Source organism: Novosphingobium sp. TK71 (assembly GCF_055361505.1).
Map to the genome: position 1 here is coordinate 1,992,501 of NZ_JBSZKA010000001.1, position 18,310 is coordinate 2,010,810.

Below are 18,310 nucleotides of genomic sequence, written 5' to 3' on the forward strand. Positions count from 1 at the left end.
CTAGGCCTCCCGGATGGTGCTCGAGGCAATAGACGAGATCGTGTGCGTCCTTTCGAGCGTTGCGATGATCGAAGGCGAATGCCTTAAGACAGGTGAAGCTGACGATATTTGCGTACCGGACCGTCTCGGTTGCGAGCCCTTCTCCATCGAGCAACTCGGCCGTCAGTTCGGTCTCATCGTGCAGGTCGAACACCATCGAGGCGTGCGGGATATTGAGCGCGGAGACGTTGCCGTCGGTGGGTAGTACCTTGACCTGCCCTCCCCCGAGTTCGGGATGCTCGGCCAGGAATTCGAGGATCATCGTCGCGCCCGTCTCGAGCCGCGCTTCCCAGCGCCATGAGACTTTCACTCCCTTCTCGTTAGTGCCGCGCTCGAACCCCATCGCTTTGAGGTTCTCCTCCAGCGTACTGTAGGCTTCGGTGTCGGTGAGGATCGCCACATCGACGACGACATCCACGTCTCCCGTGCCCGCATGCCGAGGCACTTCCGGCGGGCGTGCCGCGACGAGATAGCGAGGCGTCAGCCCGCCAACGAGAAAGACCGACTCTTTCCATGGTCCGAACCCGCGAAGGAGAGTGACGAGTACGCGCTCGCACGCCTCGGTGACACCGCCGTCATAGGCGGACATGGTCTTTGGTTTGGTCATTATCCTGACAGTCGTTCTGAACGGAAATGATCGGCCATTTCGCTGGCGCGACCCGAACCCTGGAGGAGATCGAGGTATATCTGGACAATAGGCGCGTAGGCGATCCCATTGAGCCGCTCGCCCACAGCAACGTCATGCTTGCCCACCTCAGCGATCACGCCGAAATTCCAACCCTCCGACACGGATCGCGCATCGAGGCGCGAGAGCACATCATGCTGAACCCGCCCCGCCTGGAGGCGGCATTTCAGCTGCGAGATCGACGAAAGATAAGGCGCATAGACCTGCGCCGCAGCCTCAGCCGTAATGGCATATTGCGCGCCCGCGTCGCGACAGGCGTCCTCGAGCCGACGCGCAATCTCGCCCGCGTCGTTCGCAGGAACATAGTATCGCTCTATCTGTGGTGGCTTTTGGGCCGCAATCAGACGCGCCCACTCGTCCAGAACCAGGGCGCGCTCGCGCAGGCGGCGGGTCTTGGCGGGCCCAGCACCATCGACCTCCAGCCAGTCACGACGCTCCATCTCGGTGAGCGTTTCAGACGTCGTAGCCGCCGAGACGCCCGTGGCTTCCGCCAAATCCTTCACGCTCACCCAGTTCGGAGCCGCCTCGATCACCGCTTGGACGACACGTGCGCGCTGTCCTTGGAAGATCGCCCCGAACATGCGCACCGCCTTCTTCGGTGGAGGGCGATCGATCAAGACATAAGCGCTTGTCGAAGGGATGAAGAGTGAGCCACCCGGATCGAAATAGCCGATCTTCTCTTGCTGGAGGATCTCGCGGGCACCCCTCGAGACTGCGCCGGCGACGAGCATCGCCACCTTCTCAGCCGGCCCATCCATGCCGTCGAGATAGTCCCGTAATAGCCAAATCTGCTGACGCACGTCCCTGGGGAAAAGCTCGCGCTTGGCTTCAACGACGATGGCAAGGTCGCTTTGATTGATGTGAACATCGAGCAGACCATCAGGCTCATATCGGCTGCCCGATCGAGGCTGGTTCATGCGCGGATGCGCGGAAGCCCCCGGCAACGCCGCTATGGCGCTACAGAGTTCCTCGACCAGCTCCTGTTCATCGTACCCAAAATCACGCATATTCGGCCACCAGTGAATAAGGCCATTATGCCGAATATTCGACCGATTGGCAATATTCACTGTGCAGCAAATCTAATTTAAGCGATTTGGACGTTTCACTCGCTCGTTGAAGAGCGGAACTCGAGTGAACGGCACCCAAGTGTCAGACATACCTCAACCGGCTGACGCAGAAGTGGCCCGGCTCGTCTGAACAGCCTTTGACGTTTGATAAGTGGATCGTCTGCGGGTTGGTTGTTCAAGCTGCCGCCTGCGGGGCGTCATGGAGGTCGGGCGTAGCCCGGCCGGAGTGACGCCCCGCAAGTCGCGGCCAATTCACGCTGCCACGGCCTGTGGCAGATTGTCAAAGTAGGTTTGATCGGGCGGACGCCCACCGAGGCTCGAGTGAGGTCTCCGGGCGTTATAGAAGCCCAGATATCAGCCGATTGACCGGCCCCCACCGAGTGGTCCGGGTTGTTTGTTAGTGTAAGATTGCCTCCGGCGCCATGGCTGGCCGTAGGTGCAGCGTAGCGGAACCGGAGGGCAGCCATGGCGCCGTTGCCGTCTCCGGGGCCGGCGGTCGATACCCCAGCGAACTATGAGGCCTGACGGTGTTGTAGTGTCTGCGCCAGCCCTCGATCAGGATCCGAGCTTCGGCCAGGGTGTAGAAGATCTCCCCGTTCAAGAGCTCGTCGCGCATCGAGCCGTTGAAGGACTCACAGTAGCCATTTTCCCATGGGCTGCCGGGTGTAATGTAGAGCGTCTTCAAGCCGATCTTCGCCAGCCATTGCTGCACGGCATTGGCGATAAATTCAGGGCCATTGTCTGACCGTATGTGCGCCGGCGGCCCCCGTATGACGAACAACTCGGCGAGAGCCGCCAGCACGTCCTCGCTGCGCAGCCGTCGCGCGATGGGTAGGGCGAGGCACTCGCGGCTGGCCTCGTCGATGATCGACAGGATGCGGAACTTGCGGCCATCATGTGTGCGTCCCTCGACGAAGTCGTAAGACCACACATGGCCCGGATATTCCGGCCGCAGGCGGATACATGATCCGTCGTTCAGCCAGAGCCTTCCACGCTTCGGTTGCTTCTGCGGCACCTTGAGCCCTTCACGGCGCCAGATGCGCTCCACCCGTTTGCGGTTCACATGCCAACCCGCATCACGCAGCAAGGCCGTCACCCGGCGATAGCCATAGCGGCCATACTGCCGGGCAAGCGCGATGATGTCCTCGGTCAGGGCTGCTTCGTCATCCGCCCCACGCGGCGTTTTGCGCTGCGTCGATCGATGTTGCCCGAGCACGCGGCAGACCCGCCGCTCGGACACCGGCGTTATGCCCCGGATATGATCGATACAGCGCCTGCGGCGCGCGGGGCTCAGAAGATTCCCCGCGAGGCCTCCTGCAGGATCAACTTGTCCAGCGTCAGATCTGACACCGCCCGCCGCAACCGAGCGTTTTCCTTCTCAAGCTCTTTCATGCGCCGAGCCTGGTCCATCTTCAGGCCGCCATACTCCTTGCGCCAGCGGTAGTAGCTCTGCTCGGTGACGCCGATCCGGCGACACGCATCCACCACCGTTCCGCCCTGCGCCAGCACGATCTCCGCTTCACGCAGCTTCCCGATGATCTCTTCCGGCTTGTGCTTCCTCGCCATTCCAGTCCTCCTTCGTGGCCAAATCTAAAACAGATTTTGGGCCACTCAGAAGGGGGCAGATCAGTTGGCATGACATTGATGGGCGTCGCCTTGCAGCATGAGAGCAGTTAACGTTGACGGCTGATTTTATGCCTGAGGCGTGACGCGGGCATTGGCAGTTAATCGGAACCGGGTTCTACAGCGGAGGAATTCGGCCCCCGCAACCAACGTGAGTATAACTCACTCAAAATCCCGATTTAAACTGTGATCCAAACAGGGCATTGCCCTGCCGATCTCGGTTGTCCGCGCTCGGAACAGCGCCTCATCGAAAATCGGGAAGCTGGCCATTATGAGTCTCGGCGGAGATCGTGGCGCTGGACATAGCCGATGAGGGCCACCGCAACATTTGTGGCATTGAGATAAGCCCCAACCCGCGATAGGCGCGCGCTATGATGAACATTCCCTGGGATCAGCCCGCGACGCTGATCGATCTGGACGGCAAGACGCCGGTAATCGGATCGATGCTCGAATGCGTGATGCACTTTTCGATCTTCAAGCCATTTGCCAAAGAGCAGGCGCGCATCCTGCTGACGCGCCCCGTGTTCCGCGAAGGCCGCAAGACTCGAACCTGGATTCTCAATCCCGACGAGATCCAGCAGCTCGCCGAGCGGCTCAATGCCGAGAGGGCCGGAGCCCAGTAACCAACCTCGAGCTATCACGCGGCATCACGCACACTTATGGTCGCGAAAAGGGCGAGGATCGTGCGCGCGTGCCGCAAGGCCACGGCTTCGCGGTCCGTGCCGTAACCACCGCCCAGTGTGCTCGCCAAAGGAATGCCGCGCCGCTTCGCCTCCGTCGCCACAAAGCGATCGCGGTCCGCGAGGCCTTTGTCCGTCAAGGACAGGCGCCCAAGCTTGTCGTCCGTATGGGCATCGACGCCGGCCTGCAGCAAGATCAGTTCCGGTCCGAAATAATCGAGGACCATGGGCAGCGATCCCGACAGCGCGTCCAGATAGCCCGCATCGCCCGTTGCATCGGGAAGTCCGATATCGAGTGAAGAGCGCGCCTTGCGTGTGGGGAAGTTTTTCTCGGCATGAATGGAGAGCGTGAAGATGTCGCTGCGCCCTGCGGTGAGGGCCGCAGTGCCATCGCCCTGATGCACATCAAGATCGAGGATCAGGATGCGCGAGACGTCACCTTCCTCGATCAGCCGGTTGGCGGCGAGTACCAAGTCATTGAACACGCAATAGCCCGCGCCGGTATCGACCAGGGCATGGTGACTGCCGCCAGCGGAATTTCCAGCATACCCGTGCTCCAGCGCCAGCTTCGCCGCGAGCCACGTTCCACCGGGGGAGAGCTGCGATCGCCGGGAAATCCGCTCGTCGATCGTAAAGCCAATCCGGCGCTGCTTGGCCGCTGGCACCGCGCAATCGATGACTTCCTCAACATAAGCCGGGTCGTGGACAGCCTCGAGCCATTCCCGCGGCATGACTTCGGGCGCATGGACCGTCATTGCTACTCCGCTTCCCCCCAGCGCCCGCATGACCAGCGCATACTTGTCATGCGGGAAAGTACCCGTGCGCTCGGTTTCGACAGCGTAACCGGGGTGATGGACAACATGCAGCATAGGCCCTGCAGGTAGAACGCCCAGGCGTGCAGGTCGAGCAGCATTACCTATCCGCGGGTGGGCCTGCGGACCTTGCGAAAGGAGGCGAACCTGTGGCTTGATATTCCGATCGATGTGCTGACCAAAGACAGCAATGGCGACGGTGTTTCCGATCTCGTTGCTGCGCACCTTGGCATAGACGTGCACGCCGATGAGGCACCCTTCGTGGTAGGCTCGGATGCGACCACCTGCAACCAGAGTGCTACCGATCCGGTGACAACCGTACGCCGAAAGGTACTACTGATGCTTACCGGCATCGATGAGGCGGCGATCCGCGAGCCTATCGATCGCGCTCCCAACGCCCCGTTGTTTTCCGGAATCTCGCGCGTTTCCAGCGGCGAGAAGTGGCCGCTGTTCGTCAAGGGGCGTCCTGCAGACCTCGCGTGCATGGTGCAATTGCCGATGCCGGTACTGGTCTACGGTGCGAAAGGCGAAGAGGCCCTGCAACGCCGTTCGCCCGATTTCCGTCTCATCGAACTGCCCGCACTGGTCATGAACCGGGAAAAGTCGCGCGGCTACGCGATCTGTTCGAGCGGTTGGGCCGGTGGCACAATCCTGTTCTGGCTGGAAGATGGCGCGTGGCGCTTTGAGACCATTTCAAGCTGGATCACGTGATGATGCACGGATCCTGCTCCGTCAGATATTGTGGGTACAAAAAGGTGCTCTTGCAGGGGGATGGCAACTGTTGATCTCAGAGTACCGCGCCGTGGCTTCGCAGATGCCCTGTGCGGCTCCAGTTATCGCGGCGCTGCACGCCGGTGGGAGGATCGTGCGGCCAGAGCGGCGGAAAGGCACATCATCGTTAGCCCCCCAAGGGCGAGACTGGCTCCGACCGGTCCGGTAGAGGCCCAGCCAAGGCCTGCGGCAATGGCAACGCCGCCCGTCCAAGCCCCGATCGCGTTGGAAAGGTTGAAGGCGGAATGGTTCATCGCGGCGGCGAGCGACTGGGCCTTGGGGGCGACTTCCATCAATCGCGATTGCAGCGCGGGGACGAGTGCGAAGCCGATCCCGATGAGGAACAGCGAAGCCCCGGTCATCAGCGGGCTGGAGACCGCGAACCAGAAAAGCGCGAGAGTGATGGCATTCCAGACCATGATCGCGAAGATGGCCGGGATCAGCGCGCGGTCTGCCATCCAGCCACCCGCGACGTTGCCCAGGCACATGCCAAGACCCCAGAGGGCGAGGAACAGTGGCACACTGCCCTCCGCGATGCCTGTCGCTTCGGTAAGCGTGGGCGAGATATAGCTGTAGACCGCGAACATGCCGCCAAATCCGATGGTGGCCGTCGCCAGCGTCAGCCAGACCTGCACGCTCGTGAAAGCCGAGAGTTCACCTAGCGGGCTGGCGCCATCCTGTGCCGGGATGTGGGGGAGTGCCACGCGGAGGAGACCCACGAGGGCCAGGCCACCGAGCGCAACGAGCGCGAAAGTCGATTGCCAGCCAAAAGCCTGCCCCAGCCAGGTCGTGAGCGGTACGCCGATCAGGTTCGCAGCTGCCAGCCCCAGCATGACCCGTCCGATGGCTTGAGCGCGTTGTTCCCTGGGGACGAGCGCAGCTGCGACGATCGAGGCGGTGCCGTAGTAGGCGCCATGGGGCAGACCCGCGGCGAAGCGCGCGGCGGCCAGCCCCCAGAAGCTGGAGGCACAGGCGCTGAGGGCATTGCCGGCCAGGACGATGAGTCCGAGCAGCATCAAAAGTGACCGCTTCTCCATCCGGGCCGTTACCACGGCCAGCGCGGGCGATCCTATGACGACGCCCAGCGCATAGGCACTGATGAAGTGTCCGGCCTCGGGGATCGAGACCTGTGCGGTGTTGGCCATGCCGGGAAGCAGGCCCATCGCGGCAAATTCGCCGGTGCCGATGAAAAGGCCTCCGAAGCCCAATGCGATCTGGGCGAGGGCAGGGCCATGAGGAGTGGATGGTCTGGAGGATTGGCTCATGGGTTTTCACGACAGGAATTGCGATCGGAGAGCGCCCGGAAGAGCAGCTCTTCCAGGTGCGGGGCGGGGCCGGCGGCTTGGCTTGTCTGAGCCTCTCTAACGGGCTGGCAGGGCCAGGGATGCCCTGAAAGAGTTCAACGCAGCGTTCGATTTTGCTCATATTCAGCGATGACCGGCGCCTGCCGGCTCGTGTCCGGGAGTTTGCATTGATAAACTTGTCGCGATCCGATCTGGGCGATCTCAAGGTATTCATGGAGCTTGCGCGCCATGGTGGCTTCCGCAAGGCCGCGCTTGAGATGGACGTGTCCGCCTCGGCGCTCAGCCACGCTTTGCGTGGCCTGGAAACGCGACTTGGCGTGCGCCTCATCAATCGCAATGCGCGCAGCGTGACGCTGACACAGGCGGGTGAGGAACTTCTTGTTCAGCTGGAAACCGGCTTCGCAGCGATCGGCGCAGGCGTCGAAGCGCTCAATCGCTATCGTGCGAGCCCGGCCGGACGTCTGCGGATCAATGCCTTGAGCGATGCGGCAAGGCTACTGCTCGGGCCGGTCGTCGCACGATACAACGCAGAGCATCCCGATGTGGACCTTCAAATCGTGGTGCAGGACGCCATGGTCGATATCGTCGGCGAAGGATTCGACGCCGGGATCCGGTTTGGCGACCGCGTTCCCGAGGACATGATCGCCATGCCGCTCGGATCCCCGCTGCTATGGATCATGGTCGCCTCACCCGACTATCTCGAAGCGGCCGGGGAACCGGAAAGCCCTGATGACCTGCACAATCACCGCTGCATCGGCATGCGAACCGGAACAGGGGCCATGTACCATTGGGAACTCGGCACCGGAAAGACGGCCCGCACGCTCAACCTCGCCTGGTCCGTGGTCGTCGATGAAAGCGCACTGGCGATAGACGTCGCGCGCAATCACGGCGGCATCGCCTATTGCTTGCGCGAACGGGTGGCCGGACTGGTCGAGGCCGGACAGTTGCGGGAAGTTCTCCCGCACTGGTCATCGCCGGGCGAGGCGTTTCACATCTATTATCCAAGCCGGCGCCAGCAACCTGAGGCCCTGCGCCGGTTCATCGCGATGATACGGGAAGAGGCCCGCGGCAGAGGACTGTCTTGGTTACACCAGCGCTAAGGCGTTTCGCCGTTACTGCCGCCAACTCCAATCTGGCGATTCAGCCCCCCATTCTTCCTTCCAGATTGCGGCCCGTATGGTTTCCTCGTCTCTCCGGCCGGATGATCTGCCGCGCGCGGCGACAGTCCATCCGGCGTTTGAGATCGACGATCAGATCTGCACCTGACCGCCATCGACAAAGAGTTCCACGCCGTTGACGAAGCTGGCGTCTTCCGAGGCGAGGAACAGCACGGCCTTGGCGATCTCCTCGGGCTGGCCGACGCGGCCTGCCGGGATGAGGCTGGCGAGATAGTCCTTTGTCCCCTGCGCCTGCTCGCCGCCGCCGAAAAGATGATCGAGGCCGGCGGTGTCCGTGACGCCGGGGCTGATGGCGTTTACGCGGATGTGCCTATTCTTGAGGTCGAGAATCCAGTTGCGGGCGAAGTTGCGTACCGCCGCCTTGGTCGCGGAATAGACGCTGAAGGCAGGCGTGCCCGATATGCTGGTGGTCGAACTTGTCAGGATGATCGAGGCCCCGTCCTTCAAGAGCGGCAACGCCTTCTGGACCGTGAACAGGACGCCCTTCACATTGGTGTCGAAAGTGCTCTGATAATGCTCCTCGGTGATCGAACCCAGGGCAAGCATCTCGCCGCCACCCGCATTGGCGAACACCACGTCGATCTGCGCATGCTTCTGCTGGACGGCATCATAGAGCCGGTCGATGTCAGCGAGCTTGGCCATGTCGCCCTGCACGCCCGTGACGCGGCCACCGATCGCCGTTACGGCAGCATCGAGCGTCTCCTGCCGCCGCCCGGTAATAAAGACCGAGGCGCCCGCTTCCGCGAAAGCCTTTGCCGTCGCCAGCCCGATGCCGCTCGTGCCGCCGGTTACGACCACCACCTTGTTGTTGAACTTGTCCGTCATCGTCTTTCTCCTTCGGGTTTCGGCGAAGCGCCGTTGCCCTTACGAGATGCCTTCAGAACGATGATGCGTGTAGTCAGCATATATGGCACTTAGTGTTCCGCTGGAGGAACGCTGATGCGGATCGATTTGAATGACTATGCCTATTTTGCCGAGGTGGTGGCCCATGGCGGCTTTGCGGCGGCGGGGCGCGCACTGCGGGAGCCCAAGTCCAAGCTGAGCCGCCGCATCGCTGGGCTGGAGGAACGCCTCGGCCTCCGCCTGATCGAGCGATCGAGCCGGCGTTTCCGCGTGACGGATACGGGCCTCGCTTTCTATGAGCGTTGCCGGGCCATATTGGCTGAGGCGGAGCAGGCCGAGGCACTGGTCTTGCAGGCGCAGGCGGAACCTCATGGCCGGATCCGCTTCAGTTGCCCCACCGGCATGGTCGAGCCGATATCGGGGCTGATATCCTCTTTCCTCGCCCGCTATCCCGGGGTGCGGTTGCAGCTCGTGGCAACGGACCGCGCAGTGGACCTGATCGAAGAGCGGATCGACGTGGCCCTGCGGGTGCGCGCGGCACTGACCAGCGATGCTGCCCTCACCATGCGGTCGCTCGGGCGATCGACCCGTATCCTCGTTGCCTGTCCTCAATTGGCAAGCCAGGTTACGGAAGTGGCCCAAGTGGCGAAACTTCCCACATTGGCGACCGATGATGCAGCAGACGATCTCGAATGGCATCTGGAGACCGAGGAAGGCAGCAAACATGTCATCCGGGTCGAGCCCCGAATGGGCTGCACCGACATGGCCGCGGTGCGCAACGCGGCCATTGACGGACTCGGCATCGCGATCCTGCCCGACCATGTCTGCCGTGAAGCACTACTCGCCGGCAAGCTTGTCCATGTGCTGCCTGCCTGGCGCGGGCTTCAGGGAATAGTGCATCTGGTCTTCACGACCCGGCGGGGATTGCCTCCAGCCGTGCGCGCGCTGATCGATCATCTTGCGGCGGGGTTCCCCCGCGAAGTGGTGGCGCCGATATCCTGAGACTTCGCGCGGACGATCCCGCCGCCGATCCGGTGCGATCCGATCCGCCGAAGGACACGGCACCGCGCTGCTTGCAGGTGCCTGAACCGGCGGTTCTCTGGACGTCTGAAGATGCGCTGCTACGATGCGGCGAGGCTGGACATGCCGGAGAAGGGCCTAACCGCCTACAGGATATATCGTCCTGGCGATCCAAAATCGGCTTTCAGTAAAATACGCTTGGTACATTATGGCATGCAGGCGGGAGGTCTCTCCTGCGATACAAAATATTCAAAGATGCCGAAGCATGTCGGCACGAAGGGCTTGCACGTCACAAAGGCGTGTATGGGAGAGTATGGCATGAACGCATCGCAGCGGGCCGCAGCGGCCGGGTGCGCGATCCGGCGGGCCGTTGTCGTGCCGGCTACGGGTGTGATTTTCCGTTCGATAGCGGCTCAGGCCCTCTCGCCGGAGGAGGGCCGGCGTGTTTCGCCAGCGCTAGCATGCCTGCCACGGCAATATCGCATCCTACGCAAGCAAGTTTGGCTGCGATCTGTCCGTCGCGATGAACCCCGGGGCTGCTTCCGTCGATTTCGAGTTTGCCTGCGTCGACGGTTCCCGGCCTGACCTGAGCAAACTTGAACTTCGACCACCTCTTGGCGGGGCCTGGAGAAAAAGCCTCGGGGGTCAGGATGAACATCTTGCTGGAAGCCATTTCAAAGATCTAGTCTGTCGTTGAATATCAAAAACTTATCGTGTTCGGGAGAGAACAACAGGTCATGCTGCGTAAAATCCTCAAGGTCCTGCTTTGGATATTTCTCGCTATCCTCGCCGTGCTCGCCATCGGAGCGTATCGGAACTGGGATACCGTCCAGCGCGTGTTTCTGGGCGGGGTGAAGGTTTATGAAACGACGCCCCCTGCTCTCCCGGCAGAGATCGCGCATCCGGCCATACTCGTCTTCTCCAAAACCAACGGATTCCGGCATGAGGAAGCCATTCCGGCCGCGAACGCGATGTTCCGGAAGCTCGCCCAGGACAATGGCTGGGGCTATTTCCAGACCGAGAACGGCGCCACCTTTTCGCCAGCAATCCTTTCGCGCTTCGATGCGGTGATCTTCAACAACACGAGCGGGGACGTTTTCACGACCGAACAGCGGGCGGCGTTCAAGTCCTTCATCGAAAATGGAGGCGGCTGGGTCGGCATTCACGCGGCAGGGGACGATTCACACAAGGCCTGGGACTGGTACGTCAACGAGATCATCGGCACCCGCTTCATCGGGCATCCCATGGATCCCCAGTTCCAGAAGGCGACGATGCGGATCGAGGACCGTTCGCACCCCGCGACGCGCCACCTTGGCGAGACGCTGGAGCGCACGGACGAATGGTACTCTTTCGACAAGTCGCCCCGTCGGCCGGGAATTCACGTTCTCGCGACGCTTGATGAGAATACCTACGTCCAGAAGGGAATGTTCGGCCAGAAACTCGCCATGGGCAAGGATCATCCGATCGCGTGGTGGCGCTGCGTCGGCAAGGGCCGGGTTCTCTACACGGCAGGCGGTCACACCGCGGCGGCATTCCGCGAGCCGGAATACACCCGGTTGCTCGCCGGCGCTGTTCGCTGGGCGCTCAGGCTTGAGGGCGAAGGCTGCTCGCCCGATCGGAATGCGGGCCGGTGAAGCGCATGGGTGAGGGCAAGATCGTCGGCGCTGTGGGTTACCGCGGCGCCGGGTGGGTTTTCCCGCGCAAGCGAAAGGCCTTGCCGCGATGAAAGTCGGTATCAATCTTCTGCTCTGGACCGGTCACGTTACCAGCGAGCACACTCCGGTCCTGGAAACAATCGGCGAGATCGGTTTCGACGGTGTTGAAGTGCCTGTCTTCGATGTGTCGGATGCCGGGCATTATCGCGGGGTCGCGCAAACGCTCGACGATCTCGGTCTTGAACGCACGGCCGTGGCGATCATGCCGGATGCTTCGCACAATCCGATTTCGGCCGAACGCTCGCACCGGAAGGCGGCGGAGGACCATCTGCTTCGGGTTATCGATTGTACGCACGCGCTTGGCGGCACCGTATTGGCGGGCCCCTGGTTCCAGCCGCTTGGCCTGTTCACGGGGGAACGCCCGAGCGAGATCGAACTCGAACGCTGCGCCGAGGTCCACCGGCGCGTCTTGCCGGTGATGGCGCAAGCGGGAATTACCCCGGCGCTCGAACCGCTCAACCGCTTCGAGGCGCACCTGCTCAACACCTGCGAGCAGGCGATTGCCTACTGCGAGCGCGTGGGTGAGGGGCGGATGGGCATCCTGTTTGACACGTTTCATGCGAATATCGAGGAAACGGATCCGGTTGCCGCGCTGGTTGCCCTTCATGCCTCGGGCCATCTCACGCACGTCCATATATCGGAGAACGACCGCGGCACCCCCGGACAGGGCCACGCGCCGATCCGCGAGACGATCGCGGCCCTGCGCGGCGCCGGATACGATCAGTGGCTGACGATCGAGGCATTCGGGCGGGGCGTCCCCGAACTCGCAGCGGCCACACGGGTCTGGCGCGATTTCTTCGCATCTCCCGAGCAGCTTTGCCGCGATGGCTATAGCTTCATCCAGAATTGCTGGGAGCAGGCCGCGTGACGCCTTCATCCCGTACCATTCCGTCCCGCTCCTTCAGGAGAACACCATGACAGATCCGATGACGCTCGATCGGCGCAGCCTGATCGAGAAGTTGCTGGCACTTGCCGGCGCCAGTACCGTGACCGGGTTCTCCTGGCCGGCGCTTGCCGAGCAAGCGGAAGCGGGCAAGCCTGCCCTCGATCCGGACAGTTTCATGGTGCTGTCGGCGGTTGCCGACACGATAATCCCGCGCACGGACACGCCCGGCGCGGTCGATGTGAAAGTTCCCGCTCTTTTCGACGGCCTGCTGACCAATTGGGCGGCGCCTGAACGGCGGCAGGACCTGATCCGTGCCCTGAAGGAAGTGGATGAATTGGCGAAGACATCGCACGCCAGGCCATTCTCCGCGCTGACACCTGCGCAGCGCCTCGATCTGCTGAAAGTCCATGAGGCCGAAGCGCTCAGGATCGATCCGACCAGGAAGCTCTCCGGCGTAGCGGCCATGATGGGCGGCCCGGCCTACGTCAATCCGGGGTACGGAAAGCTCAGGGACCTCATCATACTGCTGTACTATCTCTCGGAACCCGCGCTGACGCTGGAACTGTCCTACGTCCATACGCCGGGTGAGTGGAAACCCTCGATCCCCGTTACGCCCGATACCCGCCCCGCCGGCGGCGGCCTGTTCTGAAAAGGTGAGCATCATGTTCGACGCAATCGTTATCGGATCGGGAATGAGCGGCGGCATCGCCGCCAAGGAACTGTGCGAACGCGGCCTCAAGACCCTCGTTCTCGAACGCGGCCGCAAGCTGGAGCACGGCGGGGAATCCTACACGGACTGGATGCAGCCGTGGGACTTGCCCAATGCAGGCATGGTCCCGGAGGAGGAACTGGCCCGTGATTATCCGGTCCAGAGCCAATGCTACGCCATGACTTCGGCAACCCAGCAATATTGGGTCAAGGACAGCGAGCACCCTTACACCACGCCTGAGGACAAGCCGTTCAGCTGGATCCGCGGTTATCATCTGGGCGGACGGTCGATCATGTGGGGCCGTCAGTCCTACCGGCTCTCGCCGATGGATTTCGAGGCGAATGCGCGGGATGGCCACGGTTCGGACTGGCCGATACGATACGATGATCTCGCCCCCTGGTACGATCATATCGAGAAGTTCATCGGCGTGGCGGGATCGCGCGAAGGCCTTGCGCAGCTTCCCGATGGAGAGTTCCTGCCGCCGTTCGATCTCAATGATGCCGAGGTGATGTTCAAGCAGGCGATCGAGGGCAAGTTTCCCGGACGCAAGGTGATCCCCGGGCGGGTGGCGAACCTCTCAAAGGCGCAGCCTCATCACGAGGCGCTGGGCCGGTCGAGCTGCCAGGTCCGCTCGTTCTGTGAACGCGGTTGCAGCTACGGGGCCTATCATTCCAGTCTCAGCTCCTCGCTGCCCGCAGCCGAGCAGACCGGAAACCTGACCATAGTGACCGATGCGATCGTCCACTCGATCGTCTACGACCCGAAGACCGGCAAGGCGACCGGGGTGCGGGTAATCGATGCGCATTCCAAGGCGGGCAGGACTTACGAAGCCAAGGTGATCTTCGGTTGTGCCTCCACGATCGGCACGGCCCAGATCCTGCTCAATTCGAAATCCGAAGCGATGCCCAACGGTCTGGCGAATTCGTCCGACATGGTGGGCCGTAACCTGATGGACCATCTCTACGCGCTCTCCGTTGCGGGAATCCTGCCCAAGGGCCCGGACAGCTATTACTTTGGCAGGCGGCCTACCGGGCTTTACATCCCGCGCTATCGCAATGTCAGCGAAGATGCGCCGTTCCTGCGCGGCTATGGCTATCAGGGCGGCGCCATGAGGACCGGGGGAAGCAGGGCTACGGCGGGCGCGATCGGCGCGGATCTGAAGGCAAAGGCCCGGAAACTGGGGCCATGGATGGTCTTTATTTCAGGCTTCGGAGAAATGCTGCCCAACCCCGAAAACCGGGTCACCCTCAACGCCAACAAGGTCGATCAATGGGGCATCCCGACAGTCCACGTTTCCTGCGCGCTTGGCGAGAACGAGCACAAGATGGCGGAGCAGATCATCACTGATGGCAAGGCGATGATCGAGGCGGCCGGCGGCATGGTGGTGAGCGCGGCTTCCGAACCGGGAGTGCCCGGGCTTGGAATTCACGAGATGGGCACGGCCTGCATGGGCAAGGACCCGCGGCGGTCCGTTCTGAACAAGTACAATCAGGCGCACGATGTCCCGAACCTGTTCATCACTGATGGATCGGCGATGGCTTCAAGCGGCTGTCAGAACCCTTCGCTTACTTACATGGCGCTGTCGGCGCGGGCGGCGCATCATGCTGCCGAGTTCCTCAAGGCGGGAACGATCTGACGCAACCGGAGCGCTTCCGGCGATAGGTGTGCGGAACGCACCCATGCTGCGATATGGCTATCCTGGAACGATAGCCATATCGTAGACGACGACCCTGGCCCAAAGGTGTTCGCAGGATTTCACGAAGTCCCGGTGGATCGGGTGATCCTGGTAGGTCTTCTGATCCTGCACGCTATCGAAGAACATCAGTTCCGACACGTCGTAGCTGGAGTCCACGACGTCGCGGTTTTCCGTTTCGGCGGGAATTCCGATTTCCAGTCCACGGATAACGGGAATGCCCCGCAACGTGCGAAGGCCCGCAATGAGCTGTTCGCGGTCCGCTTGCGATCCGGGGCGTTTCAGCCAGAAGAACACGTGGTGGACCAGGGCGGGCTTCGCAGACGGCGTTTCCGCTTTTGCCGACGAAACGGCAATGCCTGCGCTACCCAATGCGATCATCGCCGCCAATTCCCGTCTGCTTGCTTCCATGGTGCAGCTTCCCCTGCAAGTGGTGAACTGTGAATGTGCGGTGCGATGGAGATCATTGCGCGGGCGAACATGCGATGGATTGGCGCTGCATGATCTCGTGATCGAAAACCTCGTCGCTCACGCCGGTTTCCGCCTTTCCAAGCGCGGCGATCAGGCATTGGGCGGCGCGAAAGGCCATGTCCTCGACCGGCTGGCGCACGACCGTCAGCGGCGGCCAGATCCGCGATGCCAGAATGGTGTCGTCGAAACCGGTGACCGTCAGATCCGCAGGCAATTGCAGCCCGAGATGATGGGCCTGCGCGATCACGCCGGCGGCGAGGTCGTCGCTGCTGCAAATGATCGCGGTCGGGCGGTCCTTGCCGGAGAGAAGCCTCTGCCCCGCCGCTTTGCCCGCTTCATAGTCGAACTCCCCATGCCGCACGATCAGGTCGGCCTCGTCGGGAAGGCCAGCCTGCTGCAGAGCCGCCCGGAATCCGTCGAGGCGGGCCGCCACCACGCTGTAGTGATCGGGACCGGCGACATAGGCAATGCGGCGGTGGCCATGCGCGATGACCTGCTGCGTGATGGAGAACATCGCCGCCCGGTTGTCGATCCTGACGGTGGTGACGTCTTGCATCGCGGTGCCGGTCGCGATGGCGGCGAGGGGGACGCCCAGAGCCGGGAGGATTTCCGATCCGCTCAATTGTTCGGCAAACGGCGGGATGAGCAACAGCGCGTCGGCGCCGGAGCGGACGAGATCCTGTGCCAGGCGTTCGGCCTCGTCGCGGCGAACGCCGTCGCCGTCGCGCAGGATCAACTGGAGGCCATGGGCATTGGTCGCGCGCAAGGCGCCTACCAGCACCGCATCCAGGAAGGGCGTGCGCCGGTTGCTGTAAAGCAGGCCGACCGTGGTGGCCCGCGCCTTGGCCAGTCGCCGGGCGGCCAGATTGGGGACATAACCCAACTCCGCAATCGCCGCCCGAACTGTCTCCACGGTGGCCGCACTGGCCCGGCCGGCGCCGTTGAGGACATTGGATACCGTCATCGCGGATACGCCCGCGCGCTGCGCGACGGCGCGGATCGTTACACCATTCTCGTTTCGTCTTGCCATCAGGTCTTCGTTCCCATCCCTCCTGATAGCGTGTTTCGAGCGCCGTGATAGCGCCGGAAAACGGCAACTGGGCGTGCCTGTCAGATCGTGCCGGCCTTGAGCCCTTTCACGGCATGATCCACCGCCCGTGCGGTCAGGGCCATGAACGTCAGGGATGGGTTGACGCAGGAAATCGACGCCATCTGCGCACCGTCCGTGACGAAGAGGTTCGAGGCGTCATGCGCCTGGCTCCACTTGTTGAGCACCGAGGTTCGCGGGTCGTTGCCCATGCGCGCACCGCCCATCTCGTGAATGGCATCGCCCGGAACGTGTTCCTTGACCTTGCTCTCGACGTTCTTCAGTCCGGCGGCCCGCAGCATCTTTTCGCCCTGCTCGCGCGCGTCGGCCATCATGCGCAGTTCGTTGTCGCGGAATGTCACGTTGAACTGCATCAGCGGAATGCCGAAGCGGTCCACCTTGTTCGGGTTCAAGGTAACCCGATTGTCCTCGTAGGGCAGGCATTCGCCAAAAGCCCCCATCTGGAACTTCCACCCGCTGTAACGGCGCATCCCTTCTTTCATCGACGCGCCGAAGCCGACCGGCTTGGACGGTTCGCGATAGGCGCCGCCCTGATAGCCGTAGCCGCGCCGGAACCCGAGGTCTTCGTCCCGGCCGTTGTTGCGAAAGCGCGGGACATAGATGGCGCCGGGGCGGCGGCCATATTCGATGAACTCCTCCATGCCGGGAATGTCACCCTTCACGCCGACACGGAAGATATGGTCCATCACATAGCGGCCCAACGTGCCGCTGGTGTCGAAATGGCTGCGTTCGCTGCCCTGGGCACGCGAATTCATGAGAATCTGCACCGAACCGAGCGTCGAGGCGTTCAGGAAGACGATCCTGGCGCGCACCACTTCCGCCAGCCCGGTCTTGGCATCTACGAAACGGACGCCGGTGACTTTCCTGCTGGCCGGATCGTATTCCAGGTTGGTGACAACCGCATCCGAGCGCAGCGTCAACCGGCCGGTCGCGCGTGCGGCAGGCAGGGTGACCGCCTGTGTCGAGAAATAGGCGCCGAAGGAGCAGCCGTTGCTGCACTGGTTGCGCAACTGGCATTTGGAGCGGTTCTGCTCGGGCTTGTCCTCGGTCATGTTGGACAGGCGGGCGTTGATCATCTTGCGGCCGGGGAATGCGGTTTCCAGCCGCTGTTTCATCCATTTCTCGGCGATGTTCATCGGCATCGGCGGCTGGAATTCGCTGTCCGGCAGATAGTCGAGATTTTCGCGCGATCCCGATACGCCGATGTACTTTTCGACATAGGTGTACCAGGGCGCGAGATCGTCATAGCCGATGGGCCATTCGCCGCCGATGCCGTCGCGCTTGTTCGCCTCGAAATCGGCTGCGCTCCATCGGAAGCTCCAACGGCCCCATATCAGCGACTTGCCGCCGACTGCCGCCGGACGAATCCAGTAGAACTTGCTGCCCTCCTCGTAATCGTAGGGGTTCAGCCGGTCATTGTTGTAGAAGGCCTGGTTGCTGGGGGCGACATAGCCATGCTGGGCGATGAAATAATCGCTCTCCCTCAGCCCGTCCGGCATGATGTTGCGAGCGGGCACCTCATAGGCAGGCTTGCCGTCGTAAGCGTAGCCTTCGCCGTGCTCGACCATGTGGCCGCGATCGAGCATCAGCACCCGCAGTCCCTTTTCGGTCAGTTCCTTTGCGGCCCAGCCGCCGCTGATGCCCGAGCCGATGACGATTGCATCGAAGCTGTCCGTTGAAGCCATGGTGATCCTTTCCGCCGTCGA

At 62.4% G+C, this 18,310-nt stretch carries 17 protein-coding genes (1 of these 17 running past the window's edge); 8 read left to right on the top strand and 9 right to left on the bottom strand.

The annotated features are described in order from the left end of the window. From ACXJ16_RS24620 to ACXJ16_RS24630, 3 genes are all read right to left on the bottom strand, one after another. Positions 1–646 carry the 5' portion of an antitoxin gene (locus ACXJ16_RS24620; protein WP_463922431.1) on the bottom strand. The gene continues 263 nt to the left of window position 1, outside the view, so 646 of the gene's 909 nt are visible here — the first part of the coding sequence; its start codon is at positions 644–646; its stop codon lies off the left edge, out of view. Continuing rightward, a complete protein-coding gene (locus ACXJ16_RS24625) occupies positions 646–1,791 on the bottom strand; it encodes a MarR family transcriptional regulator (protein ID WP_231635912.1) in 1,146 nt (381 codons plus the stop codon). The genes ACXJ16_RS24620 and ACXJ16_RS24625 overlap by 1 nt, the downstream gene beginning before the upstream one ends. A 397-nt stretch (positions 1,792–2,188) precedes the next feature. Next, a protein-coding gene (locus ACXJ16_RS24630; RefSeq protein WP_243692745.1) for an IS3 family transposase occupies positions 2,189–3,357 on the bottom strand; the annotation gives its coding sequence in 2 pieces (ribosomal slippage) (positions 2,189–3,090 and positions 3,090–3,357; 1,170 coding nt in all). A 428-nt stretch (positions 3,358–3,785) separates the two neighbouring features. Here ACXJ16_RS24630 and ACXJ16_RS24635 point away from each other — a divergent pair. Further along, positions 3,786–4,037 (top strand): hypothetical protein, encoded by a 252-nt coding sequence (locus tag ACXJ16_RS24635; protein WP_054438117.1) that lies wholly within the window; start codon positions 3,786–3,788, stop codon positions 4,035–4,037. A gap of 14 nt (positions 4,038–4,051) precedes the next feature. On the opposite strand, the gene ACXJ16_RS24640 is transcribed toward ACXJ16_RS24635, so the two are convergent. Further along, positions 4,052–4,963 (bottom strand): histone deacetylase family protein, encoded by a 912-nt coding sequence (locus ACXJ16_RS24640; RefSeq protein ID WP_054438114.1) that lies wholly within the window; start codon positions 4,961–4,963, stop codon positions 4,052–4,054. Between the two features lie 57 nt (positions 4,964–5,020). On the opposite strand from ACXJ16_RS24640, the gene ACXJ16_RS24645 reads away from it, so the two are divergent. Further along, positions 5,021–5,617, top strand: a complete 597-nt coding sequence (locus tag ACXJ16_RS24645; RefSeq protein WP_054438112.1) for a hypothetical protein — start codon at positions 5,021–5,023, stop codon at positions 5,615–5,617. Positions 5,618–5,739: 122 nt separating this feature from the next. Here ACXJ16_RS24645 and ACXJ16_RS24650 read toward each other — a convergent pair whose 3' ends face one another. Further along, positions 5,740–6,942 (bottom strand): MFS transporter, encoded by a 1,203-nt coding sequence (locus tag ACXJ16_RS24650; protein ID WP_132469748.1) that lies wholly within the window; start codon positions 6,940–6,942, stop codon positions 5,740–5,742. Positions 6,943–7,157: 215 nt separating this feature from the next. Here ACXJ16_RS24650 and ACXJ16_RS24655 point away from each other — a divergent pair, with 215 nt between their 5' ends. Next, positions 7,158–8,081, top strand: coding sequence for a LysR family transcriptional regulator (locus tag ACXJ16_RS24655; RefSeq protein ID WP_197283037.1), 924 nt, complete (start codon positions 7,158–7,160; stop codon positions 8,079–8,081). Between the two features lie 150 nt (positions 8,082–8,231). Here the strand turns inward: ACXJ16_RS24655 and ACXJ16_RS24660 are convergent, their stop codons facing one another. Next, entirely contained in the window at positions 8,232–8,984 is a 753-nt protein-coding gene (locus ACXJ16_RS24660; RefSeq protein WP_054438109.1) for an SDR family NAD(P)-dependent oxidoreductase, read from the bottom strand. Positions 8,985–9,098: 114 nt separating this feature from the next. Here ACXJ16_RS24660 and ACXJ16_RS24665 point away from each other — a divergent pair, with 114 nt between their 5' ends. The 5 genes from ACXJ16_RS24665 to ACXJ16_RS24685 all read left to right on the top strand — a co-directional run bounded on the left by ACXJ16_RS24665 (position 9,099) and on the right by ACXJ16_RS24685 (position 14,968). Next, positions 9,099–10,004 carry a LysR family transcriptional regulator gene (locus ACXJ16_RS24665; RefSeq protein WP_463922435.1) on the top strand — a complete coding sequence of 302 codons (906 nt, stop codon included), beginning with the start codon at positions 9,099–9,101 and terminating at the stop codon, positions 10,002–10,004. A gap of 755 nt (positions 10,005–10,759) precedes the next feature. Further along, entirely contained in the window at positions 10,760–11,656 is an 897-nt protein-coding gene (locus ACXJ16_RS24670) for a ThuA domain-containing protein (protein ID WP_054438106.1), read from the top strand. Positions 11,657–11,744: 88 nt separating this feature from the next. Beyond that, the gene (locus tag ACXJ16_RS24675) at positions 11,745–12,605 is read left to right on the top strand and encodes a sugar phosphate isomerase/epimerase family protein (RefSeq protein WP_054438153.1); all 861 of its coding nucleotides are present in this window, start codon (positions 11,745–11,747) and stop codon (positions 12,603–12,605) included. Between the two features lie 46 nt (positions 12,606–12,651). After that, on the top strand, positions 12,652–13,272 hold the full coding sequence (locus tag ACXJ16_RS24680; RefSeq protein WP_165913313.1) for a gluconate 2-dehydrogenase subunit 3 family protein: 621 nt from the start codon (positions 12,652–12,654) through the stop codon (positions 13,270–13,272). Positions 13,273–13,285: 13 nt separating this feature from the next. Next, positions 13,286–14,968: a GMC oxidoreductase gene (locus ACXJ16_RS24685; protein ID WP_185999231.1), complete on the top strand. Its 1,683-nt coding sequence runs from the start codon at positions 13,286–13,288 to the stop codon at positions 14,966–14,968. Between the two features lie 57 nt (positions 14,969–15,025). Here ACXJ16_RS24685 and ACXJ16_RS24690 read toward each other — a convergent pair whose 3' ends face one another. The 3 genes from ACXJ16_RS24690 to ACXJ16_RS24700 form a co-directional block, all read right to left on the bottom strand. Next, on the bottom strand, positions 15,026–15,406 hold the full coding sequence (locus tag ACXJ16_RS24690; RefSeq protein WP_186000066.1) for a Dabb family protein: 381 nt from the start codon (positions 15,404–15,406) through the stop codon (positions 15,026–15,028). A gap of 82 nt (positions 15,407–15,488) precedes the next feature. Then, positions 15,489–16,526: a LacI family DNA-binding transcriptional regulator gene (locus ACXJ16_RS24695; protein WP_185999232.1), complete on the bottom strand. Its 1,038-nt coding sequence runs from the start codon at positions 16,524–16,526 to the stop codon at positions 15,489–15,491. Positions 16,527–16,606: 80 nt separating this feature from the next. Further along, a complete protein-coding gene (locus ACXJ16_RS24700; protein WP_185999233.1) occupies positions 16,607–18,289 on the bottom strand; it encodes a GMC family oxidoreductase in 1,683 nt (560 codons plus the stop codon). Positions 18,290–18,310 lie beyond the last annotated feature (21 nt).